Origin of the sequence: Rhodococcus jostii NBRC 16295 (genome assembly GCF_001894825.1) — a bacterium.
GTDB lineage: Bacteria > Actinomycetota > Actinomycetes > Mycobacteriales > Mycobacteriaceae > Rhodococcus_F > Rhodococcus_F jostii.
This window is the reverse complement of sequence record NZ_BCWY01000045.1, coordinates 43,166-68,014: the sequence shown is the minus strand read 5'-3', so window position 1 is coordinate 68,014 and position 24,849 is coordinate 43,166. Positions and strand designations below refer to the sequence as shown.

Sequence of the window (24,849 nt, the reverse complement as noted above, 5' to 3'; positions counted from 1 at the left end):
AACTTGTCTCTCGCGGTCTCGGTCGCGCAGACACGGCTCGATTGGCGTGGCCGAGTGCGCGTTTCGGAGATCGTGAGGGCGGTATGGCTATGTTCAACAGACTTCATCTGATTCGACAGGTCGATCTGTTCACGTTGCGACTGTTCCTTTCCGCGATCGAAGAGCAGCAGATCGGACTGGCCGCGATCAGGGAAAACATCGCCGCATCCACGGCGACCAAGCGCATCCAAGTTTTGGAGGACATCGCCGGGATCAAACTTCTCGATCGTGGCCCCAAGGGAGTGGTCCCCAGCCCCGCCGGTGCGGTCCTCGAAAGATATGTGCGCTCGATCTTCGGCAGCCTCGAGGAGATGCGATCAGAGATAGCGTCGTTGACCGAAGGCGTGCAGGGGGACCTGACGATCGTCTCGGCCCGATCGATCATCGTTCCGTTCCTGGCGCGAGAGCTGGGCGAGTACACCCGTGAATACCCACTCGTCGACCTGGCCGTGCGCGAGACCGAGAACGCCGAGATCGTTCAGCAAGTCGCGCGCGGTGAAGCAGACCTCGGGGTATTTGCCGCCGCACACGAACTCGATCTCGACGGCGTCGACGTCACGCCCTACCGGCGAGACCGGCTGGTCGCTGTGGTGCCGCTGGGTCATCGGCTCACCGAGCAGTCGGCGGTGACTTTTCAGGAGCTGCTGCCCGAAAACCTGTTCGCGGCACGCGCGATGGTCCCCGCATTTCGCGCCGCGGCGAACCGGCTGGGCGAGCAATTCGATTCCAAGCACTCCGTGCGGAGTGGAGAAGTCGCGATCAGTCTCGTACAGGCGGGTATGGGTGTCACTGTGCAGCCGGAGTGTCTACTCAGCCACGAAATGATGAGCCGTGTCGCGGTGATGGAATTCGCCGAGCCGTGGGCGGTGCGCAGGATCCACCTCGCCACCGCACACGGGCGAGGCCCGAGCCCCGCTGCGCGCGCACTGGTCAAGCAGCTGCTCGACCGCCCGCACGACGAGTTCGACGACGTGAATTCGTCCTGAGCGAACCGGGGGTTTCCCGAGCGTGCGCGATTGTCATGACGCGGACCGGGTGATCCGACTGATCGGTCCGGCGGTTGCGTGATCGTCGACGTTGTCGGCGGTAAAGAACGTCTGCTGGTTCACGCTGAAGGACCTCGAGAGTCGGAGGAATCTGTCCGAGATGGCCGCACGGTGATCAAGACCAGCGGTTCTTGCGGGATACTATGCTCCAACCATGCAGTGGCAGGTCGACCTTTTCAGCCTGAGGCTCTTTCTTTCGGCCGTCGAAGAACGCCAGATAGGACTCGCGGCAGCACGTGAGCATATCGCCGCGTCGACCGCCACGAAGCGAATTCAGGCGCTCGAAGCCATGTTCGGCCTCCCTCTCCTGCACCGGGCACGAACGGGCGTGGCGCCCACCGAGGCGGGTGCGGTCCTGGCCCGGTACGCGCAGAAAATGCTCGCCGACTTCGACGATCTGCACTCGGAACTGACCACCCTCACCGCGCAGGTGGAGGATCGGCTAGTAGTCGCCGCGGCGCACTCGGTGATCATCGATCTCCTGGCGCCGGCGGTCCGAATGTTCATCAACGAGCGTCCGTTCGTCGAGCTGTCGCTGCGCGAGGTGGACAACAGCGAAGTGATTCGCCAGATCGAAGCCGGGGAATGCGATATCGGTGTGTTCGCCAGCGTCGGCGAACCGAAGTGCGCCGCCGCCGAGATGGAACTCCTCGGCAGCGAGCCTCTCGTAGCCGTACTGCCACGAGAACACCGTCTCGCACATCGGAGTTCCGTGAGATTCGGTGAACTTGCCACCGAGGGGCTGATCGCAACACACACGACGGTGATGATCTTCCAGGCTCATGGAGCAGAGGCCCGCGATCTCCGACATGTGGTGCGCACGGGTGAGGTGGCACTCGGCATGGTCAGGGCCGGCCTGGGAGCCACGGTCGTCCCGCAGCGAATGGCTACCCAGGCAGCAGACTCCGAGATGCTGGTGCGGCCGCTCGACGAGAGTTGGGCGGTGCGACGCATCAACGTCGCCACGACGACGCGGATGTTGGGTGCCCCGACGGTCGCCGCTTTCCTCGGGTGCTTGATCAGACAGGTGCCGCAGACTTCCGCGGAGTAGATTTCCGCCGCAGCGATCGGGGAGCCATGCTCTGAGCTGCACACTTCGACGCCCGCGAAGGGACCTTGCCGAATCGCCAATTGACTGTCGTGATCAGCCGTTCGATAGTTGTGGAGGCGTAGGTCACAACAGATCGGGTTTTTTGAGTTGAACCTGATCGCCGTGCGAAAGTCTCCGACGGCTGAAGGTGAAGCACAGTGCGGCAAGCGAATTCCGGGCCCTTCTTCATCGTCGGTGACTGGCGGAACGTGGCGATGAGCTGCGCCAGGCCGCGTGGCGATCAGAGCAGTCGTCTTCAATCCAAGAATTGGCAGGAGTTACGTCATGGTGTGGCAGGGCAACTACACGAGCTTGTTCATCGGTGGGGAGTGGGTCGAACCCACCGCTAGTGACACCATTCGAGTCGTGTCGCCGTTCACGGAACAGGCGCTCGCCCGGATTCCCGCCGGTTCGCGCGCGGACGTCGACCGCGCGGTACGTGCTGCGCGTGAGGCGTTCGACAGCGGTCCGTGGCCGCGCATGAGCCTGTCGGAACGTATGGACGTGGTCCGCCGACTCGGCAAAGCGATCACCGAGAATCGCGAATCGATCGCGGAGTTGATCACGGAAGAGATGGGCTGTCCGATCACGCAGACAGTCGCATCCCAGTCCGGCGCCGCCATTGCGTTGATCGATACCAACCTCGAGCTCGTCGAGCAGTACCCGTGGCGGACCGTGCGCCGCTCGAACACCGGCAACGCGCTCGTCACCCGTGAGCCGATCGGAGCGGTCGCGGCCGTTGTCCCGTGGAACGCACCACTGTCGGTCGCGATGCTCAAGCTCGTCCCCGCCCTACTGGCAGGCTGCACTGTCATCCTGAAGCCGTCCCCCGAGGCTCCGCTGAGCTCCTACCTTCTCGCGGACATGGTTCAGGCCGCGGGCTTCCCGGCCGGTGTGGTGAACATCGTCACCGCAGACCGGGCCGAGAGTGAATACCTCGTCACCCACCCCGGCGTGAACAAGGTGTCGTTCACCGGTTCGACCCTCGCCGGCCGACGCATAGCGTCGCTGTGCGGCAACGACCTCCGGCGCTACACCCTCGAACTGGGCGGGAAGTCCGCCGCGATCGTCCTCGACGACGCCGACCTCGATGGTGTGGCGCAGTCCCTCCGGACCCAGTCGTTCCGCTACAACGGTCAGGCATGCACGAACAAGACGCGGATCATCGTGTCGCGGCGTCGTGAGAAGGACCTGACCGACCGGCTGGCGGCAATGGTCGAGGATCTCCGCGTGGGCGATCCCTTCGACGAGTCGACGGAGATCGGCCCCCTGGTGAGCCTGCAACATCGCGAGCGCGTCGAAGGCTACATCGCAGCGGGTCGGGAGGAAGGCTCAACCGTCGTCGTCGGCGGTGGCAGGCCCGCCGAGTTTCAGCGCGGCATGTTCGTCGAACCGACGCTGTTCACCAACGTCACCCCCGACATGACGATCGCCCAGGAGGAGATCTTCGGTCCGGTCGTGGGCGTGCTCGTCGTCGACGACGAGGACGAGGCGATCGCCGTCGCGAACGACTCGGCATACGGGCTCAGTGGTGCCGTGTACGGCGCGGACCCCGACCACGCACTCGCGGTCGCCCGCCGGATCCAGACCGGCACCGTCGAGATCAACGGGAACAGTGCCGGCTTCCACGCCCCGTTCGGTGGATTCAAACACAGCGGGATCGGTCGCGAGGCCGGCCTCGAAGGATTCGACGCGTTCGTCGAGCTGAAGTCGTACGGCATCTCGGCGGAGGTCGCCGACACTCTCTGCTGACGTGGCGTTACTCCCTCTCTTGTCCTGCAATCTCGAAAGGTTATGTCCATGACGGCAAATCGACTCTGGCCCTTGGCCGGAGCATCCATCACCCTCGACAGTGGCTTGATCACCATGGGCCACCACGGACCGCTCTCGGTCCCGATTCCGACCTTCCTCATCGAGCACGATCGCGGACTGGTCCTCTTCGACACCGGCCTGGCCCCGGAGGCGTGGAACGATCCCCGCTCGGTGTACGGCGACCTGGTCGATGTGTTCGCCCTCGACTGCCCGCCGGAGAACACCCTGGAACTGCAGATCCAGAAGTGCGGGTTCGAGCTCTCCGACATCACTCACGTCGTCATCTCCCACTCGCACTTCGACCACACCGGAGGCATGTACCTCTTCCCGGAAGCCGAGTTCTACATGTCGGAAGTGGATCTGCGCTACGCATTCTGGCCGGACCCGCCCTACCGCGGCTTCTACAGGACGCAGGATCTCGAGCTGACACGGTCGTTCAAGTGGAATCCGCTGCGTGAGGACTACGACCTGTTCGGCGACGGAAGCCTCGTCATCTACCAGACCCCGGGGCATACCCCCGGCGAGGTCAGCCTGTTGGTCAAGCTCCCGTCGCGGTCGTTCCTGATCACCGGCGACTCGGTTCATCTCCGTTCCGGTCTGGAATCGGAATGCCCGTGCCCGGTGGACGTCAATGCGATTCAGACCGTGCAATCCATCCAGCGGATCAAGCAGATCAGTGCGAGTCTGCAGGCCGAGATCTGGGTGTTGCACGACCCGGACGACTGGGAACGGCTCGGCAAGGTCGACGGCGGCTACAAGTGACGACGCCGCGCCAGCCAATTCTTCGTCTCGGGGGCGTAGTAGTGAAAGAGAGTTATGAACAAGAGCAAGGATGAGTCCGGATTCGCCGGTCTCACAGCGCGACTGGCGGATCACGTCGCCCACGTGGCGAACTCGCCATTGACTGCAGAGGACGTCGAAGCGGTCCGACGGCTGTTTCTCGACGGTTTCGTCGTCTCGCTGTGGGGGAGCACCCGTCCCGCGGCCAAGCAGATCGCCGAGTGGTCGCGCAGGTTTGCGGGCACCGGGAACAGTGTCGTGCTCGGCGGTGACTGGACCACCGAGGCGTCCACCGCTGCTCTGGTCCACGGCACCGCGGGGCACAGCTACGAACTCGACGACACGCATGACGTGACGACGAGCCACCCGGGTTGCGTGATCATTCCGGCAGCGCTTGCCGTCGCCGCGGAGACGAACGCGTCGCAGTCGGAACTGTTTCGCGCAGTCGCCGCCGGCTACGAAGCCATGGCGCTGATCGGCACGACTGCCGGCGGGTTGGAGACGGTTCACCGCGGATTCCACCCCACCTCCGTCTTCGGATCGTTCGGTGCTGCGGCGGCGGTGTTGAGTCTCCGGGCATACCGGAACAAGCAGCCCGTCGATCCCGGCGTCCTCGTGACCGCCTGGGGTCATGCCCTCTCCCAAGCCAGTGGTTCCATGCAGTTTTCGGTCGAGCCGACCGGGGGCGAGGTGAAACGCGTGCACGCCGGACTGGGTGCCCGCAACGGTGTTCTCGCAGCGGACTTCGCGATGCTGCCCGATGTGACGGCGCCGCAACTGTCGGTCGAGGGAACCTACGGCGCCGCCGCCAGCTTCGGCGGGCCGCTACACGACGTCACGCCTGGCGAAAAGCTGCAGATTCACGTGATGAGTTTCAAGCCCTATTCGTGCTGCCGGCTGTTCCACTCGACGATCGACGCCCTGCGGGAGGTGACCGACGACTTCAGCGCCTCCACCGACAACATCGAGGAGGTTCTCGTCACCGGGCCCTGGCTCATCGCCGATCAGCACATGACCACAGCTGAATCCACGATGACGGCACAGTACAGCTGCCCGTACATCGTCGGCGCCACGCTCGCCTACGGGCCCACCCGATACGACGCCTACGGCGAGGCCTTCCTCGACGACGAACGCATCCTGCGTATCGCCGGCAAGGTCCGGTTCGAGGTCGATCCCGACCTCGAGGAGAAGTACTACCCACAGCACTTCGCGACCGGCGTGCGCATGCGTTTCACCGACGGCAGCACCAGGTCGGCGACAGTGGTCGACAGCGTCGGTACGGCGCAACACCCCATGACCAAGGAGCAGATCATCGCCAAGGGCGACGGGCTTGCATCTCAGGGCAACTTTCCGACCGGGGACGAACTGGCGGCCGTGATCTGGGACGACGCCAACGGCGGCGTCGAGCTGGCCAAGGCCCTGATTTCGCGGTAGCCGACGCCGGCACCATTCGGCGGCAGCGAGGCGCGCAGCTGAGCGCTGGCACCGTGTCCGCCGGCCTGCCGGAAACACACACGTCTCCACCGAGATTCTCTGCTGCAGAACACGATTTATTGATGCGCGCTTGGTGCTCCACCACATGGTCCTGGAAGGACTGGGTATGATCTACGCAATTTCCGTTCTCGTCCTGGCGGCGATCTTCACGGTCGCCACCGTCACGCCGGTCAACATGGGCATCCTCGCGTTCGCCGCGGCATTCATCGTGGGCGCCTGGGTTTCCGACATCCCTATCGAGGACGTCGTCGACGCCTTCCCCGCGGGAACCTTCCTCATCGTCGGCGGCATCACCCTCCTGTTTGCCATCGCGAAGGCAAACGGCACCCTCGACTACATCATGGACAGATGTCTGCACCTCGTCCGCGGCAGACGCTGGGCCATCGTGTGGATGTTGTTCGCACTATCCGGTCTGCTGATGTCGATGGGGGCCGTCCTGGCTGTGGGAATGCTCGCCCCGATCGCGATGCCCCTTGCCGCCAGAAACCGCATCAACCCCTTCCTGATGGGCATGATGATCACTCACGGGGGCCTGGCCTGTGTATTCTCTCCGATCAATCTGTATGGCGCGCTCGTCACCGGCATCATGAAATCCGCTGGCCTGCCGACAAATCCGGGCGTCATCTTCCTGGTGCCGTTCGTGCTGAATCTGGCGATCGGTGTGGTGCTCTTCCTGGTCTTCGGTCGTGACCTCATTCGCGGCGGACGCCGCGGCGACGACGTAACAGCGTCGGATGGACCGATCGGCGGGACCGGGGCGGGGAGACTGCCGTCCCCAGCATCCGACGGCTCGGGTGTATCGACCGCAGTGTTGAGCCGGAGCACGACCGGCACTGCCGTCGATACAGCACCCGCGCGTCCCCGGCTGGACCGCTACCAGTGCGCGACCCTGGTCGGAATCCTCTTCCTTGCCGTGGGTTCGGTCGGGTTCGGAATCGACATCGGTGTCAGTGCACTCTGCGTGAGTGCCGCGTTGCTGCTGATGGCGCCCAAGTCGCACCCGAAGATCGTGGACAACGTGGCGTGGCCCGCGGTGGTCCTCGTCTGCGGAATGCTCACTTACATGGCGGTTCTGACCCAGAATGGAACGCTGGGCTTCCTGGGCAACACTGTGTCCGGTGCGGTAGCTCCTCTGTTCACTGCGCTGATCCTCTGCTACGCGGTCGGTATCCTTTCGGCGTTCGCGTCGTCGACGGCGACGATCGGCATCGCCTTGCCGCTCGCGATGCCGTTGCTTCTCGGCGGTGAGGTGGGCGTCCTGGGCTTCGTCGCCGCAATCGTCTTCTCGGCGACTGTTGTCGACGTGAGTCCCTTCTCCCTGCACGGAGTCATGATTCTGGCGAATGCAGAAGTCGAGGACAAGATTCGATTCCAGCGAAAGATGCTTGCCTACTGTGGAATCGTCGTGCTGTTCGCTCCGCTCATCGTGTGGGCGCTCGTCGTGGTGCCTACCTCCGTCTAGCTTGATCCCGCAATTCCCTACCCGCCCGACGTTTCACCACGCAATTGCATCGAGCCATCGGCCATGGATGTTCCTCTGTGGCAATCGAACTATAAGGAGATTTCATCGTGGACAGGTTGAAAGACAAGGTCGCACTGATCACCGGCTCGGCGTCGGGCATGGGTGCGGCCGACGCGCACGTGTTCGCGCGGGAGGGGGCCAGCGTCATCGTCACGGATATTCGAAAGGACCTCGCAGTGGAGGTCGCGACCCGGATCACCGATCAGGGCGGCTCGGCGATCGGCATCGAACTGGATGTCACGAAACCCGAACACTGGAATGCCGTCGTCCAGAATACAATCGACACGTTCGGCAAGCTGAACATCCTGGTGAACAACGCGGGCCTCCCGGGGACACCCAAGACTTGGGAGGAGGCGAAGATCGATGACTTCAAGCGCCTGATGGACCTGAACGTCTACCATCAGTTCTACGGGATCCAGACCGTTCTGCCGCACCTCGAGGCCCAGGGTGGAGGATCGATCGTCAACATGTCCTCGATTGCGGGCATGATCGTGTGGCCGAATCTTCACCCTGGATACTCGGCGTCCAAGGGAGCCAACCGATTGCTGACCAAGAGTGCCGCAGCTGATCTGGCCAAGCGCAACATCCGGGTCAACTCGGTGCACCCGGGGATCATTCATACCCCGCAGAGTGACTATCTGGTCTCGGACGAGGAGGTGCTGCCGCAGCTTCTCGCGGCGGTGCCGTTGGGGCGGGTCGGTCGGCCGGAGGAGGTCGCCGAACTCGTGCTTTTCCTCGCGAGTGACGAGTCGTCGTATATCACCGGTCAGGAATTCGTGATCGATGGCGGGTACACCACGATCTGAGGATGTTTCGGTGGTCACGGCCGGCCGCTCGTTCCGGAACCACCCGTCGTGACTGCCGGGGGCTTGTCAGTGCCCGCCGGCAACGCCACGCGTTTCCGACGGGCTGACACCGAATCGTGTGCGGTAGTGCCGAGCGAAGTGTCCGGAAGGATGAAAACCCCAGGTGGCGGCGACTTCATTGATTGACCGACGAATCCACACAGAAAGAACGACATGACAGAACAAGCGGGTACCCCGCAGGAGAAAATCCAGTGGGTGATCGACATCGAAGAAATCAAGATGGTGATGTCCAAGTACTGCCACGGCATCGACAAGCAGGACGAAGAAACGTTCATGAGCATCTGGCCCGACGGCGCGGACTATGTACTACCCCGAGGCGACGGCCACGGGATCGACGGAATCCGCGCACTGGTGAACAAGGTGTGGGACCAGGTGCCCAAATGCCACCACCACATCACCAATCCGGTCATCGACATCGACGGTGACACCGCGACCGCGAAGACCGACGTCTTCTACTTCCGGCTCACCGACGACGGCGTCAACCAACTGCTGTCGGGTGGCTATGCGTTGGAGTTCGTCCGGCGCGACGGCGAATGGAGGACGCGCCGGATGGAGTTCAGCCCGTTCGTCTCCACCAGCCCGATCTTCACCACGAACGCATAGGTCGCCGCGGTCGCGACAAGGGAGTGGTGTGCGGGGCTCTGCCGAACCAGGTAACGATAGGACCTCCCAACCACGAGCGGTCGTACGTAGCGTCGGGGTGGCCGACATCAGGACTGTGTTGCGAGGACCCGCAGTCCGCTACGCACGAGGAGAGATAGTTGGAGATTCTGAAGAAGCAACCGACCACCAAGGCACCCGGTGACTGGTTTACCGGCGACGTCTGGTTCGACGTCCTCTATGCGGGCCATGAGCCGTCCCGGATGCGTGCGAACATGGTGCGTTTCTCGCCCTGCGCCCGCACCGACTGGCACTCACACGCGATGGGCCAGACCCTGCACATCGTCTCCGGGACCTGTCTGGTCCAGTCCCGCGGCGGCGAGATCATCGAGGCCCATCCGGGTGACACCATCTACACCCCGCCCGGTGAGGAGCACTGGCACGGCGCCGCTCCCGACTACTTCATGACGCACCTGGCTTTGTGGGAGGGCACCGGCGACGATCGCCCGGAGACTGTGTGGGGCGACAAGGTCACCGATGACGAATACAACGGCCCGCGCACAGGCTCCCGCTGACCGAGAAGGGACAGCAGATGTCGCAGACGATGACCGCACTCCTGGGCGGCACGGGCCCGGATTGGGAAGCTCGCGAGGTGGCCGTGCCCGAGCCGGGTCCCGGGCAGGTGCTGGTCCGCGCTCGCGCGGTGGCGCTCAACAACGCGGACGTGCACATGCTGGCGGACGCCTACGATCCCGCGACCGGTCGCGGCAAGGAATATGTCGCTGGCTTCGAGTTCGCCGGTGAAGTGGTCGCGCTGGGCCCCGGCGCCGATCGCGTCGCTGTGGGAGAACGCATCATGGGCACGACGCAGGGCGCCTTCGCGCAGTACGTGCTCGCCGACCACCGGCACGTCCTGCGCATCCCCGAGGGCCTCGACGACGAGGAGGCCGCCGCGCTGCCGACGGGTCTGCTCACCGAACACGGCGCGCTCGAGGTCGGCGGGTTCCGGCCCGGGCAGTCGGTGCTGATCACCGGGGCGACGTCGAGCATCGGGCTAATCGGTGTGCAGATCGCCAAGGCTCTCGGCGCGAAGACGGTCGTCGCCACCAGCCGGTCGGCGGCGAAGGAAGACCTGCTGAAGGATGCCGGGGCAGACGTGGTTGTCGTCCCCCCGGAGCGGGACCTCACCGCGGCCGTCCTGGAGACGACCGACGGCGAAGGTGTCGATCTCGTCCTCGACCACGTGGGTGGGCAGACTCTCGCCGATTGCCTCGCCGCCACACGCGTCGACGGCAATCTCGTCAACATCGGCCGTCTGGACACGGCGGAGGCCACGATCAACCTGGACTCGCTGTCCTATCGGCACCTCCGGCTCCAGGGAGTGTCGTTCGGGTTCAGCCGGGCGGAGGAACTCGGCAACGTGATCGCCGCCTTGGTTCCCGACGTCATCCCGGCCGTGGCCGACGGGCGAGTCCGTCCTGTCATCGACAGCGTGTTCACGTTCGGTCAGGCCACGGATGCTGCTGATCGTCTGCGCAGCAATCAGTCCCGGGGAAAGATCGTCCTCACGCAGGTCTGAGCCGGTGGGCGTGTGCCGTCTCCACGATCGCCCGGCCCCGCGTCGACCGCCGAGGTCGATTGACGTGGGCGTACCTGGGCGAGCAGGCTTTGGAGTGGAAACTCTGTAGAAGCAGCTGTCCGACGTTGCAGGTAAAGCGCCGCTTCCGAGAACCGGCGACCTGTGGGAGGCGGCCCCTAGGAGATCGAGGGTGACATCGAATGAACACGTTTGTTTCACGAGTAGCGATTACCGCGGCCGCAGTCGCGGCGCTTGCCGTGTCCGGTGCGGGCATGGCGTCTGCTGCACCGGTCCTTCACGGCGATCCGAACACTCCCGGGACACAGCTCCACGTCACGAGTCCGCCGGAAGATTCCAACGGGTACGCGTGTGGAGCGCTCGGTGTCGCCGGGGCCGGAGTCGGAACGACTTCGCCTGGCAGCACCGGACAGCTCAACGGGCCCTTCTTCGGCAGCGGGCCGGTGCAGGGTGGGTGCGTCGGCAGTGACGGGTCCGTTCACTTCCCGTCCGGGCAGGCTCACTGACGTTCGAGGGCGACCGCCTCACAGACGTGCCGCTGCGCGCGTCCGGCGGCGCGAACGGCGTAGGCGGAGTCGGCTGTAGGTGAACACCGCCAGTACGAGGGCGATCAGCACGAGCATCGAGATGCTGAGCAGCCACCACGACGGGCTGTGCTGCCACAGTGTGTCGGCTTCCGTGCCGGGCACGTTCGACCGCAGATCGACCGTCGACGCGGCGGCCGCGAATCCCCAGCGGGACGGGAACAGCCAGGACAGCTGTTCGAGTACTTCGCGTCCGGTGATGCTGATCAATCCTCCGCACATCACCAGCTGAACCATGATCACGATCACCAGCATCGGCATCACCTGCTCGTTGGAGCGGGCCACCGACGACAGCGCCATGCCGAGCAGGACGCAGGAGCACGTGGTGACGGCGATGTCCACGATCAGTTCGACTGCACCGGAGGGGATCACGGTCCCCGGTCCGGGGAGGCCCTTGCCGATGTAGACGACGATCATCATGATCACCGACTGCACGATCGCCGCGGCGCAGAACACGACGATCTTCGCCGTCAGGTATGCGGACGGCAGCAGTCCGGCGGCGCGTTCACGGTGGTAGATCATGCGCTCGCCGACCAGGTCTCGGATTGTCAGCGAGCAACCCATGAACGCGGCGCCGAGGATCAACACCACGAGGATCTGCGTGAGTTCGCCGGATTCGTCGTCCGCCGGCCCGAAACCCGTGTCGCCGGGCACCAGCACGGACAGACCGCCGAGCACGAAGGGCAGCAGCGACAGGAAGATCAGGTAGCCGCGGTCCGCGCGGATCAGCCGGAGTTGGCGCCGGGCCACGGTGCTCAACTGCTTCGACCGCGACGTGTGCGCGGGACGGCCCAACGGTCCGGGTTCGCTCGGCGGCGGCGGCGGGGCCGCGGGACGGCGGGCGCGGTATTCGGCGAACACCTCGTCCGGTTCGGATGCGACGCGGGCGAAGATGTCTGCCCAGTCGGAACTTCCGAGCACGGACCCGACCTGGTCCGGCGGCCCCACATAGGCCGTCTTGCCGCCCGGGGCGAGAAGCAGCACTTGGTCACACATCTCCAGATACGACAGCGAGTGCGTGACGATGACGATCACGCGGCCCGAGTCGGCGAGACGGCGCAACGTCGCCATGATCTGCCGGTCGAGCGCCGGGTCGAGGCCCGAGGTGGGTTCGTCGAGGATCAGAAGGGAAGGGCCGGTGAGCAATTCCAGCGCCACCGACGCGCGTTTGCGTTGCCCGCCGGACAGGCGATCGACGCGGGTGTCGGCGTGTTCGGTGAGCTGGAGTTCGTCGAGCACCGACGCGATCACCTCGTCGCGGTCGGCGCGGGTGCTGTCCGGCGGCAGCCTCAGTTCGGCGGCGTAGCCGAGCGCCTGCCGGATGGTCAACTGCCGGTGCACGAGGTCGTCCTGGGGGACCATCCCGATCCGGGAGCGCAGCACCTGGTATTCGGCGTGCACGCTGCGACCCTCGAATTCGACGACGCCGTCCGTGGGACTTTCCGAACCGGAGATGATGGTCGCGAGCGTGGTCTTCCCGGCCCCCGACGGGCCGATCACCGCGGTAAGGCTTCCCGGCGGGACGGTGAGGGTGACGTCCTCGAGCAGTCGCCTGCCGCTGTCGATGGTGAGCCCGACCCCGTTCACGAACAGACCGTCGACGGCCGCCGGCACCGCCTGCCGCGGGCCGAGCCGACCGTCCTGCACGGTGAGGTCGGTGTTGCCGATCGTGACGACGTCACCGTCGCCGAGCGGCGCGCGGGACACCCGGGCGCCGCCGACGAACGTTCCGTTGACGCTGCCGAGGTCTTCGATCTCGAGGCCGGACTCTCCGGTGTGGAGGATGGCGTGCTTGCGGGAGGCGAGCACGTCCCGGACGACGATGTCGTTGTCGGGGGCGCGCCCCACCGTCAGGGACCCGGCCGGGAGCGGCCGATCCTGGGCGGGGGGCCGGGCCGTGACCCGCTCGGCGCCGACGCTGATCGTCGGCTGATCCCACCGGCCCTGCCCGGCCTGCCGCGTCGCTTCGGGATCTTCGACCGAGATCCGCACGACGGGTCCGTCGGCCCCGTCGCCGAGACGGACGACGACGGGGCGGTCGACGCGGACCCGTTCCTGCCGCTCACCGCCGACGAAGAGTCCGTTCTTGCTGCCCGAATCGACGAGCTGCCAGCCGTCGTCCCAGTTCAGAAGTGCGTGCTCGCGTGACACCACGGGATCGTCGATCGTGATGTCACTCTGCGGATCGCGGCCGATGCGAATGGTCTCGCCCGCGCCGTAGCTCCCGTGGCCGTGGTCGGTTTCGATCACCACCCGCGGGTGGTCACGGTCGGCCCGGTCGTCCATCGCCTCGGCCTCCGTCAGCGTCATCGGGCGTTGGGGTGTCGAACTCCTATCGTCTCACGCGCGCCGCACGCTCGCGGACGGAACGAGCCGCCCCGCAACCCGAATTCGCGCGCCCTACTTTCCGAACGAGGCGGTGCCGATCGTCCAGGCGCGGGCCTGGTCGCTGAGCGTGAAACCGAGTCCTGGCCGGCTGGACAGATGCATCCGGCCGTCCCGGATCTCGAGGTGCTCGTCGAACAGCGGGTCGAGCCAGTCGAAGTGTTCGACCCAAGGCTCGGTGGGGTAGATGGCCGCGAGGTGCAGGTGGATCTCCATCGCGAAGTGCGGTGCGAGCTGCAGATGCTTCTGCTCGGCCAGGGTGGCCAGCTTCAGGAACTGGGTGATGCCGCCGATGCGGGGGGCGTCGGGCTGGATGATGTCGACGGCGCCGGCTTCGATCAACCGGACGTGCTCACCGACGCTGGCCAGCATTTCCCCGGTGGCGATCGAGGTGTCAAGGCTGCGGGCGAGGTGTGCGTGACCTTCGGCGTCGTAGGCGTCGAGCGGCTCTTCGATCCAGACGAGGTTGAACTTGTCGAAGATCCTGCCCATCCGCATGGCGGTGGGCCGGTCCCACTGCTGGTTCGCATCGACCATCAGGGGCACGTCGTCGCCGAGGTGCTCGCGCACCTTCTCCAGGCGGGCGATGTCCTTCTTCCAGTCCGGCTGCCCGACCTTGATCTTGATGCCGCCGATGCCATCGGCCAGCGACTTCGACGCGTTCTCGAGCACCTGCTCGATCGGGGTGTGCAGGAAACCACCGGACGTGTTGTAGGTCTGCACCGAATCGCGGTGGGACCCGAGGAGCTTGGCGATCGGCAGGCCGGCACGCTTCGCCTTGAGATCCCACAGGGCGATGTCGATGGCCGCGATGGCCTGCGTGGCAACACCGCTACGGCCGACGGACGCACCGGCCCACACCAGCTTGGTCCAGATCTTGCCGATGTCGTTGGGGTCCTCACCGATCAGCACCGGTGCGATCTCCTGGGCGTGCGCGTACTGCGCGGGGCCGCCGGCGCGCTTGGAGTAGCTGAATCCGATGCCCTCGTGCCCCTGCTCGGTGCGGATCTCGGCGAACAGGAACGCGACCTCGGTCATCGGCTTCTGGCGGCCGGTCAGCACCTTGGCGTCGCTGATCGGAGTCGTCAGCGGAAGGGTGATCGACGACAGGGTCATCGACTCGATGCGGTCGACAGTGGCCGCACCGGCGGCGAGGGCCTTGATCGCGGCGTCGGGGGCGGCCAGGGCGCTGGTCGGCCGCGTGGCAAAGGTGTTGGTGGACATCGATACTCCTTCTGGGTGGCGTCGTTGCCGGGGATTGAGACGGGGGAGCCGTCCGGTCAGCTCTGTTGCAGGGCGCCGTCGACGCGCCGCCAGATTCCGAGGGGATTGTGGGCCCTCAGTTCCGGGGCGAGCAGTTCCTCGGGGGCGTTCTGATACGCGACCGGACGCAGGAAGCGCTCGATGGCGCGGCTGCCGACCGAGGTGGTCGACGGTGCCGAGGTGGCGGGGAACGGGCCGCCGTGCACGATGGCGTGCCCGACCTCCACACCGGTGGGCCAGCCGTTGAACAGCACCCGGCCGGCGATCAGCTCGAGCCGGTCGACCAGGGTGCCGGCGTCCTGATAGTCGGACTCGGCGGCGTGCACGGTGGCGGTGAGCTGGCCCTCGAGCCGGTCGATCAGTGCCGGCAGTTGGCCGACGTCCTCGACCCGCACGATCACCGAGGCCGGGCCGAAGACCTCCTCCTGCAGGTGCTGATCGTCGAGGAACTGGTCGGCGGTGGTGACGAACAGTTGCGGCACGGCGCCGCACGCGATCGACGCGTCGACGTCGGCGCGTGCCGCCGTCGCGATGTTCTCGTTCGCCTCCAGGCGCGCGACTCCGTCGGCGAACGACGACGCGATACCGGAGTAGAGCATCGGGGCAGGCGCCGCAGCCGTGACGGCGTCGGCGGCGGAGCGGACGAAGTCGTCCGCTCCCGGCGCGTCGACGAGGAAGACGACGCCCGGGCTGGTGCACAGCTGCCCGACGCCCGTCGTCATGGAGGCGATGAACTCGGAACCGAGCGTGCCGGCGCGGTCGTCGAGTGCTCCGGGGAGCACGAACACCGGGTTGATGCTCGACATCTCCGCGTAGACGGGAATCGGCACGGGACGCGCCGCCGCGGCCGCGGTCAACGCGACCCCGCCCTGCTGGGAACCGGTGAACCCGACCGCGCGGATCCGCGGGTCCGTGACCAGGGCGATGCCGACGGTCTGACCGGCGCCGAACAGCAGGGAGAAGGTTCCCTCCGGAAGGTCGTGTGCCCGCACCGCGGAGCGGATGGCGCGGCCGACCAATTCCGAGGTGCCCGGATGAGCGGAGTGCGCCTTGACGATCACGGGGGCACCGGCCGCCAGGGCCGACGCGGTGTCACCGCCGGCGACCGAGAACGCGAGCGGGAAGTTGCTGGCGGAGAACACGGCCACCGGGCCGAGTGGGACCGCGCGCTGGCGCAGGTCCGGCTTGGGAATCGGTGCCCGGTCGGGGTCCGGGCTGTCGAGGCGCGCCTGCGTCCAGCTGCCCTCGCGCACCACGGCGGCGAACATTCGCAGCTGTCCGGTGGTGCGGGCGAGCTCGCCCTGCACCCGTGCGGCGGGGATGCCCGTTTCGGCGGTGACGCGGTCGATCAACACCGCGCCGAGGCCCTCGATCTCGGCTGCGATGGTCTCGAGGAACGCGGCCCGCTGTTCCAGCGTCGTGTGCCGATACGTTCCGAACGCCTCCCACGCGAGCTCGGCCGCGCGGTCGACGGTGGCTCGGTCGGCCTCGTGGTAGACGGGTTCGAGTGCCGTTCCCGTGGCTGGGTTCGTCGCCTGGAACGGGGCTCCCACGTCGGTGACGTCTTCGGAGCCGATCAGATTGGCTCCGGTGAGTTCGACGGTGTGTGCGGCGGTCACGATCAGTTCACCTTCTTGATCAGGTCGGCCAGTTCTGCGAGTTCGACGTCGTCGAGGTCGGTGAGCGGGCTGCGGACGGGACCGGCGGGCCGGCCGATGACCTTCATTCCGGCCTTGATGATGCTCACCGCATACCCGGCCTTGCGGTTACGCAGGTTGCAGTACGGGATCACGAACTCGTTCAGCGCAGTGATGACGAACGCCGTGTCGCCGCGTCGCAGTGCGTCGTAGAAGTCGAGCGCGAACTGCGGGACGAAGTTGTAGATCGCCGACGAGTACGTGGTCACACCCAGCGCCAGGTACGGCAGGGCGAACATCTCCGCGGTCGGCAGTCCGCCGATGTAGGTGAGGCGATCGCCGATGCCTGCGTAGATCCGCGTCATCTGCTCGATATTGCCGACCCCGTCCTTGAATCCGACGAGATTCGGGCAGCTGTCGACGAGTTCGGCGACGGCCTGTTCGGTGTAGACGGCGTTGGCGCGGGAGTAGATGGTGACGCCGAGGTCGGTGGCGGCGCAGACCTGCTTGACGTGCGCGACCAGGCCGTCCTGGCTGGCCTCCGTCAGGTACGGCGGGAGCAGCAGGAGGCCGTGGGCGCCGGCGCGTTCCGCGGACCGGGCCATCTCGACGGCGGTCGCGGTGCCGTACCCGGCGGGGGCGATCACCGGCAGACCGTCGGGCGCCTCCTGGACCGCCGCGGTCACGACCTGCTCGACCTCGGCCGGCGTGAGGGAGAAGAACTCCCCGGTGCCGCCCGCGGCGAACAACCCGGAGGCGTCGTACTGGCCGAGCCAGGCGATGTTCTCGCGGTAGGCGGCCTCGTCGAACGAGCCGTCCTCACGCAGGTGCGTCACGGGGAACGACAGCAGACCGGAACCGAGCTTGTGGGCGATCTCCTGAGGCGAGGCGGTGGTCATGATGATGCGGTCTCCTGTCGACAATCGTGCCCGTAGCGTGCACTGATTCACAACGCTACGAACTCGGTACCATTCAGGTCCAACACTTCTTATGGATCATCTGATACAGGAAAGGTATCGATGTTCTCCCTCAACCAACTCACTCAGTTCGTGGCCGTCGCCGAAGAGCTCCATTTCGGCCGTGCCGCCGAGCGCCTGCACATGACCCAGCCGCCGTTGAGCCGGCAGATCCAATTGCTGGAGAAGGACCTCGACGTCCAACTGTTCGACCGGTCGAGCCGCGCGGTCAAGCTGACCCCCGCCGGCAAGGCGTTCATGGCGGATGCGCGGCGGCTCCTCCAGCAGTCCGAACGCGCCGCACTGTCGGTGCGCAAGACTTCGCAAGGTCGCTCGGGCATCCTCCGCGTCGGCTTCACCGGCGGCAGCGTCTATTCGGGGCTCGAAACGGTGTTGACCTCGGCGCAGGCCGTCATCGAGGACGTCGAGGTGGAACTGCGCGAACTGGTGACCATGGACCAGCTCGAAGCGCTCTCGGAGGGCTCTCTCGACCTCGGCCTGGTGCGGCCCCCGGTGACCAGGCCGCACCTGGCGTCGCGAACCCTCATCCGTGAATCGCTGGTCGCCGCGATCCCGCCCAGCCACGAACTGGCCCACGTCGACCGGCCGATCGACGTCACCGATCTGCACGGGGTCGACCTCGTCATGTACACCCCGATCGAGTCCCGGTACTTCTTCGAGCTGCTGTCCTCGGTGTTTCACGAGGCGTCGGTCGCGCCGGTGGTCGTGCAGTACGTGCATCAGTTCCACACGATGCTGGCGCTGGTGAACCTCGGCAGGGGTATCGCGCTGGTGCCCGAATCGGCGAGCAAGATGCATTTCGACGGCGTCGCCTACCGCCCGATCACCTTCGTCCGACCCGCGCAGGTCGAACTCGACCTCGTCTGGCGCATCAACAACGAGAACCCGGCTCTCGACCGGTTGCTGTCCGAGTTGGTGCTCGACTGACTGTCGGGCCGCGTCGCACCGCGCGCCCGACCGATACCTGTTGGGTATTGCAGGATGCAAAAGTCGGCTTGGACGTGCATCTATCGGTGTGTGTAGATTCGGCTGCGCTCGTGAATGTGACTCGCGACACTGCCCGTTCACCGGCGTAAAATCTCAGTCCCCCGAAGGAGCCTCCGTCATGGCCATCAGCCGGTCGGTCGAGGAATCGACCATCGCCTCGACAGTGAAAACCGGGAAGGTCCGGTACACGATTCTGGCGATGATCTTCGCGGTCACGGTGATCAACTACGCCGACCGCGCCACGATCTCCATCGCCGGTGATGCGATTCAGGACGAGTTCGGCATCAGCTCCGTCGCCCTCGGATACATCTTCTCCGCGTTCGGCTGGTCGTATCTCATCGGACAGATCCCCGGCGGCTGGCTCCTCGACCGCTACGGCTCGAAGCGGGTCTACGGTGGGGCGATCCTGCTCTGGTCGACGTTCACCGTTCTGCAAGGTTTCCTCGGCAACTTCAGCATGGGCACCGCCGTCGGACTCCTCTTCCTCCTCCGTTTTCTGGTCGGATTGTCGGAGGCCCCGGCGTTCCCGGGCAACTCGCGCATCGTGTCGGCCTGGTTCCCGACGAAGGAGCGCGGCACCGCAGCCGCGATCTTCAACTCCGCTCAGTACTTCTCGACCGTCGTGTTCGCGCCGATCATGGGCTGGCTCGTCACCGCTCTCGGGTGGGAGCACGTGTTCACCGTCATCGGCGGCGTCGGCATCGTGCTCGGCCTGGTCTGGATGAAGGTCATCTACAGCCCCCGCCGGCACCCCCGGCTGAAGCAGCCCGAATTCGACTATCTCGAGGCCGGCGGTGCGCTCGTCGACATGGACGAGCCCGGCGAGAAGAAGCAAGCCGGGGCGGATCAGCTCCGCTACATGAAGTTGCTGCTCACCAACCGGATGACGCTCGGTGTGTTCGTCGGACAGTTCTTCATCACCACCATCACGTGGTTCTTCCTGACCTGGTTCCCGGTCTACCTCGTCCAGGAACGGGGGATGAGCATCCTGGAGGCGGGCTTCATCGCCGTCCTTCCCGCGATCTGCGGATTCGTCGGCGGCATCAGTGGCGGACTGATCTCGGATGCGCTGCTGCGCCTGGGCTGGTCGCTGACCAGGGCTCGCAAGACCCCGATCATCACCGGTCTGCTGCTCGCCACCGCGATCATCGGCTGCAACTTCGTCGAGGCGTCCTGGGTCGTCGTCGCCCTGATGTGCGTGTCCTTCTTCGGCAAGGGCCTCGGTGCGCTCGGCTGGGCCGTCATGGCCGACATCTCCCCGAAGGAGATCGCCGGTCTCGGCGGAGGCGTCTTCAACACCTTCGGATCGGTCGCCAGCATCACCACCCCGATCGTCATCGGCTACATCGTCGACAGCTACGGCTCGTTCGAACTCGCCCTCGTCTACGTCGGGGCCTGCGCCCTGCTGACGGTCGTCACCTACGTCTTCGTCGTCGGCCCGATCAAGCGCCTCGACCTCGCAGAAATGCAGGCCCGTGCCGACAGCCGACGCGCCGCGAAGCGCGCCTGACACCGGAACTCGCTTCGTCTCGACCAATTGCGGGTTCGCGTGTCGGTACCGGGGTCTAGCGTCTGGTTCATATCCGACAGCTGAGGAGTAGCGATGAGCGCCGTCACGACGAACCAACCTCACGGAACCCCCACCTGGATCGACTTGGGCATCCCGGACCTCGACCGCGCGATGGCCTTCTACGGGTCGGTGTTCGGGTGGGAGTTCGACGTGGGCCCGGAAGAGTACGGGCGCTACACGATGTGTCTGCTCGGCGGCAAGAAGGTCGCCGCGCTGATGCCGAATCCCGACGAGAACGCCACCGACTTCTGGTGGAACGTCTACCTGGCCACCGATGACGTCGACGCCACCGTCGCCCGTTCCACGGACGCGGGCGGCACGCTGCTGATGGAGCCCATGGACATCGCCGACCAGGGCCGGATGGCGATGGTCCGCGATCCGTCCGGGGCCCAGTTCGGGCTGTGGCAGGGCCAGGCGCACGTCGGGTGCGAGCTCGTGAACGAGCCGAACACGTTGCTGCGCAACGACTTGGTGACGGCGAACCCCGGCCCGGCTCGCGATTTCTACGCCGCGGTGTTCGACTTCACGCTGGACGGGAACAGCGATCTACCCGGCCTGGACTTCACGTTCCTCCGCAGACCGGACGGGCACGAGATCGGTGGCATCATCGGCGACCTGGCCGCGCCGGGGTCGTCCTGGGGCACGCTGTTCCAGGTCGCCGACTCCGACGCGGCCGTTGCCGCCGCCCGCGCGAACGGGGGAACCGCGGACGATCCGGCGGACATGCCGTACGGGCGGACCGCGGAGGTCACCGATCCCTTCGGTGCGAAGTTCACGGTGGGTTCCCCGCTCGCGGGGTGACTCGGACCGATTCGGCTACCCGCCTGCGACGTCCACGGATTCCGTGGCATCGAGGGTGATCCACGGTCGACGGCGGGCGTCGATGGGGGTGCCGGCGAGCACACGGACGCGTCGGCGCCCCGGCTCCAGCAGAACGGTTGCCAGGGTGGCCCAGCGCTGACCGAAGACCGCGTCCGGGGCGGGGACGCAGCACAGCTGGGGCTGACCCGGATCGGAGTACAGGTACTCGACGAGGTGATCGGCCTCGGTCGGCTCGGCGTACCGGCGCACACGGGAGGCGATCAGCCCGTAGCGCTCCTGCGAGTCCGGCTCGAACAGGCCACGCTTCTCGCCTTCGGCGTTGGCCGGGTCGAGAAAGTGGTTGGTGTGGGCGAGGAATCCCTGGGTCGGGTGCACCGTCGCGACCCCGACGGGGCTCACTTCCGCGCACACGACGGACTTCGCGTCGAGCAGGGTCAGCGCACCCGACGTCGCGATGGGTGCCGAGTGCAGCAGGTCGAGTGCCTCGTCGACGGAGCCGGCTTCACCGAGAACTGCCGCCGACAGGAGGTGGACGGGAACGCCGGCCGGTGCGTCGTCGCGGTGGCCGAGGATGTTGAAGAAGATCCCGAGGCCCGCGCTGTTCATCCCGATCTTGCCGAGGATGCCGTGCTCGGTGAGCCCGACGTACGAATGCCGCGTTCCGGTTACTTCGTGGGTGTGCCAGTACGGGTCCAGTTCCTCGTGCCAGTCCCAGGTTTGGATACCGAACGGGCTGCCCGCGTGTCCGGCTCCGGCGTGCACGAGGGTCGAACACTCGCCCGGCCGGGCACCGTTCGCCTGGGCGAGGATCTCGGTCCTGCCGTTCAGCGCCATCACCTGCCAGGTCTCGAGCCCCGCGCCCACCGCGACGCCCTCGATCTCCTCGACGTACCGGGGACCCCACGCCCCCACCACATCCGCGAGGCGGCGCGCACCGTCCCGGACGCGATGCTCAGTCACCCCGACCGTGTCGAACAGGCGGAGATAGAGGTCGAGGGACGCGGGCAGGTCGTCGCGCAACTGCTCGCCGCGGGCGATGCCGCGTTCGCGGGGGCGGGTGTCGTCGACGCGGACGTGCGCGCGGGCGGGGTGTGTGTCGGTCATGATGTCCTCACGGATGATTCGAATTATGTTGTATGTCAGTGGGATACGAGCGGTGTGCGGGTGCGGCGCGTCTGCATCAGGGCGACGTAGAGGCCGGCGCTGAAGAGTAGGCCGACCGGCAGTGACAGGTCTACGCCGACGGCGCGGGCGATCACGCCGGTGTAGATCTCGGCGGCAACGCACTGGCTGGCCGCGGCGATGCCGGCGAACACGGCGATCGTTCCCGCCCAGTTGATCCCGCGCGTGTACCAGTACGGGCTGTTGGCGGACTCGTCGCTGAGCCCGGGTCCGTCGTAGCGGTTGCGCCGCCACAGGACATCGGCGACGTAGACGGCCATCACGGGCCCCATCACGGTGACGACGAGCTGCATCATGTTGTTGACGGTGTCGAGGAAGTTGGAGACGAGCAGCGCATACAGCGTGAGAACGACGCCGATCGAGCCGTCCAGGAGGACGCTGCGCGAGCGGCGCAGACGAAGCCCGACCGACTGCAGGGCCAGACCGGAACTGTAGGCGGTCATGGCATTGTTCGCGATGGTGCCGAAGATGACGGCGATCAGGAAGATCGGGGTGAACCACGGCGGCACGATCGTCTCGAGCGCGGCCTGCGGATCGGTCATGTCGAGCGCGGTTCCTGCGAGTGCGCCGAGTCCGGTGAACAGCACGCTGGGAACGAAGGCGCCGAGCGCCGTCCATGCCGCGACCGACATGGGTGACGTGGTGCGCGGCAGGTAGCGGGAGAAGTCTGCGCTGTTGGTGTAGGAGAGAGGGGCGGAGGCCACGATCGTGAGTCCGGCGAGCACCGTCGCCCACAGATCGATCCCGTGCAACGCCGATTCGGGCCGGTAACTCCAGTCAGCCTCGGCCAGAACGTATCCGGCCACCACCACGAACACCAGGGTCAGGGTCAGTGCCAGCGGTTGGTAGAGCCGCACGATGGTGGCGTGGCCGTAGACGCTGATGACCAGGGTGATCGCGGCGACCGCCAGGATCAGTCCGACCTTGATCGGGGTGGTGGCCTCGATGCCCATCCGTTCGACGAGGCTGAAGGCCGTGTAGGAGGCCGCCGCCCAGTTCAGCGCCAGATAGCAGACGCTGATGAACCAACTGGTCACGAGGATGTTCACCCGGTTGCCCCGGATGCCGAAGATCGCCCGCGTGATCACCTCGCTGGGAGTTCCCGACGCGGGGCCGCTCACGGCGACGATGCCGGTGAGGACGGAGAACAGATTGCCGACGACGATCACGGCCAGGGCCTGCCACGGTGTCAGGCCCATCAGGATGAGCGCGCCGCCGACCACCAGGGCGAGGTAGCTGACGTTGGGCGCGGCCCACACTGCGAACAGTTCCCGGGCACGACCGTGCCGTTCGCTGTCGGGAATGACGTCGATGCCGTGGGATTCCACACGGCCGGCCAGGTCGGCGGTCGACCCTGCCTCGGTCGACCCTGCCTCGGGCGTCTCCGCTCGGGAGTCCTCGGTGGTGGATGCCATGAAATCCTCCGGATGATCGGGCACGGAGCGGGCCACGGCAGTGTGCCGTCGACCAGCGTGATGCCGGTCACCGTACGGAACCAAATCGATTTGGACAATAGTGTTGGTGATCAATCTTCAAATCGATTTGGTGCAGGTGAGCGGCTTGATACCCTGTGGGGGTGACGGACAGGCGGCCGCGGCCCACGATCCACGACGTCGCACGCCGGGCAGGCGTGTCGGCGACGACGGTCTCGCATACGTTCAGCGGGAAGGGCGTCGTCGCGACCGCGACGCGCGAGCGTGTGCGGGTGGCGGCCAAGTCGCTCGGCTACCGGCCGGACGTGGTGGCGCAGGGCCTGCGGAGCAACCGGCTCGGCGTGATCGCCCTCGTGCTCCGCCCGCTGGAGACGCTCGACTCCTTTCTTCCCGAGGGCGTCGACTACTTCCTGCGCTTCGCCGGGTCGGCGGCGCTGGCCGCCATGGAACTCGGCTACGGGCTCATGCTGGTGTCGGATCCGACCCGTGAGGAGTCGCCCGCCGCCGCCCTGGCCTGTGACGGGTTCCTGATCACCGAACCCGTCGTGAACGATCCCCTCATCGAGATGCTGCTCGACGAGGGTGTGCCGTTCCTGTCCGTCGGACGCGATCCGGCGCGCGTCGACTACACGGACTGGCTCGACACCGAGACCGAGGTCATGACCGGGCACGTGCTCCGGCATCTCGCGGATTGTGGCGCCTCCCGGGTGGCGCTCGTCGTCGGAACCGATTCCAACTCATGGAATCTCGGCGCCGAGGCGGCGTACCGGGCGTGGGCGGTCGAGCGCGGTCAGGATCCCCTGGTCGCGGTCCGGCCGGAGACCGCCGGGGAGGCCGGTGGGCGGGAGGCCGCGGACGAACTGTTCGACCGCGCCGACCCGCCCGATGCCGTGTACTGCCTCACGGGTCGCCACGCCGCCGGTGTGCTCGCGCGCGTCCGGGAGCGTGGACTCGCCATCCCCGGCGACGTGCAGATCGTCGGCGGATCGGACTCGGAACACACACGATCCGCCACACCGCCCATCACCTCCGTCGACCTGCAGCCCGAAATCCTTGCCCGCGTGGCCGTCACGTCGCTGACCAACCGGCTCGACGACCGGAGCCGGCCGGTGCCGCCCGGACCGCTGCACGGCCGACTCGTCGTCCGGCAGTCCACCCGGTAG

The 24,849-nt window shown here is 66.3% G+C and carries 22 protein-coding genes; 15 read left to right on the top strand and 7 right to left on the bottom strand.

Features of this window, described 5'->3' with window-relative positions; all coding sequences use genetic code 11:
• Positions 1 to 89 precede the first annotated feature (89 nt).
• From RJ1_RS26250 to RJ1_RS26220, 7 genes are all read left to right on the top strand, one after another.
• Positions 90 to 1,025 (top strand): LysR family transcriptional regulator, encoded by a 936-nt coding sequence (locus RJ1_RS26250; protein ID WP_240319881.1) that lies wholly within the window; start codon positions 90 to 92, stop codon positions 1,023 to 1,025.
• Between the two features lie 214 nt (positions 1,026 to 1,239).
• A complete protein-coding gene (locus tag RJ1_RS26245) occupies positions 1,240 to 2,136 on the top strand; it encodes a LysR family transcriptional regulator (RefSeq protein WP_073365367.1) in 897 nt (298 codons plus the stop codon).
• Between the two features lie 324 nt (positions 2,137 to 2,460).
• The gene (locus tag RJ1_RS26240) at positions 2,461 to 3,927 is read left to right on the top strand and encodes an aldehyde dehydrogenase (RefSeq protein WP_073365366.1); all 1,467 of its coding nucleotides are present in this window, start codon (positions 2,461 to 2,463) and stop codon (positions 3,925 to 3,927) included.
• Positions 3,928 to 3,975: 48 nt separating this feature from the next.
• Positions 3,976 to 4,749, top strand: a complete 774-nt coding sequence (locus tag RJ1_RS26235) for an N-acyl homoserine lactonase family protein (protein ID WP_240319882.1) — start codon at positions 3,976 to 3,978, stop codon at positions 4,747 to 4,749.
• A gap of 54 nt (positions 4,750 to 4,803) precedes the next feature.
• The gene (locus RJ1_RS26230) at positions 4,804 to 6,201 is read left to right on the top strand and encodes an MmgE/PrpD family protein (RefSeq protein ID WP_073365361.1); all 1,398 of its coding nucleotides are present in this window, start codon (positions 4,804 to 4,806) and stop codon (positions 6,199 to 6,201) included.
• A 166-nt stretch (positions 6,202 to 6,367) separates the two neighbouring features.
• A complete protein-coding gene (locus RJ1_RS26225) occupies positions 6,368 to 7,723 on the top strand; it encodes an SLC13 family permease (RefSeq protein WP_073365397.1) in 1,356 nt (451 codons plus the stop codon).
• A gap of 107 nt (positions 7,724 to 7,830) precedes the next feature.
• Entirely contained in the window at positions 7,831 to 8,589 is a 759-nt protein-coding gene (locus RJ1_RS26220) for an SDR family NAD(P)-dependent oxidoreductase (protein ID WP_073365359.1), read from the top strand.
• Between the two features lie 66 nt (positions 8,590 to 8,655).
• On the opposite strand, the gene RJ1_RS48920 is transcribed toward RJ1_RS26220, so the two are convergent.
• Positions 8,656 to 8,790 carry a helix-turn-helix domain-containing protein gene (locus tag RJ1_RS48920; protein WP_205415376.1) on the bottom strand — a complete coding sequence of 45 codons (135 nt, stop codon included), beginning with the start codon at positions 8,788 to 8,790 and terminating at the stop codon, positions 8,656 to 8,658.
• Between the two features lie 12 nt (positions 8,791 to 8,802).
• On the opposite strand from RJ1_RS48920, the gene RJ1_RS26210 reads away from it, so the two are divergent.
• From RJ1_RS26210 to RJ1_RS26195, 4 genes are all read left to right on the top strand, one after another.
• Complete coding sequence (locus tag RJ1_RS26210) at positions 8,803 to 9,252, top strand: nuclear transport factor 2 family protein (RefSeq protein ID WP_073365357.1); 450 nt, start codon at positions 8,803 to 8,805, stop codon at positions 9,250 to 9,252.
• A gap of 158 nt (positions 9,253 to 9,410) precedes the next feature.
• Entirely contained in the window at positions 9,411 to 9,824 is a 414-nt protein-coding gene (locus tag RJ1_RS26205; RefSeq protein WP_073365355.1) for a (R)-mandelonitrile lyase, read from the top strand.
• A gap of 17 nt (positions 9,825 to 9,841) precedes the next feature.
• On the top strand, positions 9,842 to 10,828 hold the full coding sequence (locus RJ1_RS26200) for a quinone oxidoreductase family protein (protein ID WP_073365353.1): 987 nt from the start codon (positions 9,842 to 9,844) through the stop codon (positions 10,826 to 10,828).
• Positions 10,829 to 11,028: 200 nt separating this feature from the next.
• Positions 11,029 to 11,352 carry a hypothetical protein gene (locus RJ1_RS26195; RefSeq protein ID WP_073365351.1) on the top strand — a complete coding sequence of 108 codons (324 nt, stop codon included), beginning with the start codon at positions 11,029 to 11,031 and terminating at the stop codon, positions 11,350 to 11,352.
• A gap of 18 nt (positions 11,353 to 11,370) precedes the next feature.
• On the opposite strand, the gene RJ1_RS26190 is transcribed toward RJ1_RS26195, so the two are convergent.
• From RJ1_RS26190 to kdgD, 4 genes are all read right to left on the bottom strand, one after another.
• Positions 11,371 to 13,716 (bottom strand): FHA domain-containing protein, encoded by a 2,346-nt coding sequence (locus RJ1_RS26190; RefSeq protein WP_073365395.1) that lies wholly within the window; start codon positions 13,714 to 13,716, stop codon positions 11,371 to 11,373.
• 114 nt (positions 13,717 to 13,830) lie between these two features.
• Complete coding sequence (locus tag RJ1_RS26185; protein ID WP_083400614.1) at positions 13,831 to 15,039, bottom strand: L-talarate/galactarate dehydratase; 1,209 nt, start codon at positions 15,037 to 15,039, stop codon at positions 13,831 to 13,833.
• A 56-nt stretch (positions 15,040 to 15,095) separates the two neighbouring features.
• Positions 15,096 to 16,703, bottom strand: coding sequence for an aldehyde dehydrogenase (NADP(+)) (locus RJ1_RS26180; protein WP_378381975.1), 1,608 nt, complete (start codon positions 16,701 to 16,703; stop codon positions 15,096 to 15,098).
• A complete protein-coding gene (gene kdgD, locus RJ1_RS26175; RefSeq protein WP_073365347.1) occupies positions 16,700 to 17,614 on the bottom strand; it encodes a 5-dehydro-4-deoxyglucarate dehydratase in 915 nt (304 codons plus the stop codon). The genes RJ1_RS26180 and kdgD overlap by 4 nt, the downstream gene beginning before the upstream one ends.
• 120 nt (positions 17,615 to 17,734) lie before the next feature.
• Between kdgD and RJ1_RS26170 the strand changes: the two genes are divergently transcribed.
• From RJ1_RS26170 to RJ1_RS26160, 3 genes are all read left to right on the top strand, one after another.
• On the top strand, positions 17,735 to 18,619 hold the full coding sequence (locus RJ1_RS26170; protein ID WP_073365345.1) for a LysR family transcriptional regulator: 885 nt from the start codon (positions 17,735 to 17,737) through the stop codon (positions 18,617 to 18,619).
• 178 nt (positions 18,620 to 18,797) lie between these two features.
• Complete coding sequence (locus tag RJ1_RS26165; protein ID WP_073365343.1) at positions 18,798 to 20,189, top strand: MFS transporter; 1,392 nt, start codon at positions 18,798 to 18,800, stop codon at positions 20,187 to 20,189.
• Between the two features lie 93 nt (positions 20,190 to 20,282).
• Positions 20,283 to 21,050, top strand: coding sequence for a VOC family protein (locus RJ1_RS26160; RefSeq protein WP_073365341.1), 768 nt, complete (start codon positions 20,283 to 20,285; stop codon positions 21,048 to 21,050).
• 15 nt (positions 21,051 to 21,065) lie between these two features.
• Here the strand turns inward: RJ1_RS26160 and RJ1_RS26155 are convergent, their stop codons facing one another.
• Together RJ1_RS26155 and RJ1_RS26150 are read right to left on the bottom strand one after the other, a co-directional pair.
• The gene (locus RJ1_RS26155; RefSeq protein ID WP_073365339.1) at positions 21,066 to 22,175 is read right to left on the bottom strand and encodes a C45 family autoproteolytic acyltransferase/hydrolase; all 1,110 of its coding nucleotides are present in this window, start codon (positions 22,173 to 22,175) and stop codon (positions 21,066 to 21,068) included.
• 35 nt (positions 22,176 to 22,210) lie between these two features.
• Entirely contained in the window at positions 22,211 to 23,668 is a 1,458-nt protein-coding gene (locus RJ1_RS26150; RefSeq protein WP_073365391.1) for a purine-cytosine permease family protein, read from the bottom strand.
• A 161-nt stretch (positions 23,669 to 23,829) separates the two neighbouring features.
• On the opposite strand from RJ1_RS26150, the gene RJ1_RS26145 reads away from it, so the two are divergent.
• Positions 23,830 to 24,849 (top strand): LacI family DNA-binding transcriptional regulator, encoded by a 1,020-nt coding sequence (locus RJ1_RS26145; protein WP_073365389.1) that lies wholly within the window; start codon positions 23,830 to 23,832, stop codon positions 24,847 to 24,849.

Bases quoted from the DNA above. Each gene is read 5' to 3' on its own strand.
- RJ1_RS26150 (WP_073365391.1), bottom strand. From the start codon at position 23,668: ATGGCATCCACCACCGAGGACTCCCGAGCGGAGACGCCCGAGGCAGGG.
- RJ1_RS26155 (WP_073365339.1), bottom strand. From the start codon at position 22,175: ATGACCGACACACACCCCGCCCGCGCGCACGTCCGCGTCGACGACACC.
- RJ1_RS26185 (WP_083400614.1), bottom strand. From the start codon at position 15,039: ATGTCCACCAACACCTTTGCCACGCGGCCGACCAGCGCCCTGGCCGCC.
- RJ1_RS26250 (WP_240319881.1), top strand. From the start codon at position 90: ATGTTCAACAGACTTCATCTGATTCGACAGGTCGATCTGTTCACGTTG.
- RJ1_RS26160 (WP_073365341.1), top strand. From the start codon at position 20,283: ATGAGCGCCGTCACGACGAACCAACCTCACGGAACCCCCACCTGGATC.
- RJ1_RS26230 (WP_073365361.1), top strand. From the start codon at position 4,804: ATGAACAAGAGCAAGGATGAGTCCGGATTCGCCGGTCTCACAGCGCGA.
- RJ1_RS26190 (WP_073365395.1), bottom strand. From the start codon at position 13,716: ATGGACGACCGGGCCGACCGTGACCACCCGCGGGTGGTGATCGAAACC.
- RJ1_RS26165 (WP_073365343.1), top strand. From the start codon at position 18,798: ATGGCCATCAGCCGGTCGGTCGAGGAATCGACCATCGCCTCGACAGTG.
- RJ1_RS26195 (WP_073365351.1), top strand. From the start codon at position 11,029: ATGAACACGTTTGTTTCACGAGTAGCGATTACCGCGGCCGCAGTCGCG.
- RJ1_RS26235 (WP_240319882.1), top strand. From the start codon at position 3,976: ATGACGGCAAATCGACTCTGGCCCTTGGCCGGAGCATCCATCACCCTC.
- RJ1_RS26210 (WP_073365357.1), top strand. From the start codon at position 8,803: ATGACAGAACAAGCGGGTACCCCGCAGGAGAAAATCCAGTGGGTGATC.
- RJ1_RS26170 (WP_073365345.1), top strand. From the start codon at position 17,735: ATGTTCTCCCTCAACCAACTCACTCAGTTCGTGGCCGTCGCCGAAGAG.
- RJ1_RS26245 (WP_073365367.1), top strand. From the start codon at position 1,240: ATGCAGTGGCAGGTCGACCTTTTCAGCCTGAGGCTCTTTCTTTCGGCC.
- RJ1_RS26225 (WP_073365397.1), top strand. From the start codon at position 6,368: ATGATCTACGCAATTTCCGTTCTCGTCCTGGCGGCGATCTTCACGGTC.
- RJ1_RS26200 (WP_073365353.1), top strand. From the start codon at position 9,842: ATGTCGCAGACGATGACCGCACTCCTGGGCGGCACGGGCCCGGATTGG.
- RJ1_RS26240 (WP_073365366.1), top strand. From the start codon at position 2,461: ATGGTGTGGCAGGGCAACTACACGAGCTTGTTCATCGGTGGGGAGTGG.
- kdgD (WP_073365347.1), bottom strand. From the start codon at position 17,614: ATGACCACCGCCTCGCCTCAGGAGATCGCCCACAAGCTCGGTTCCGGT.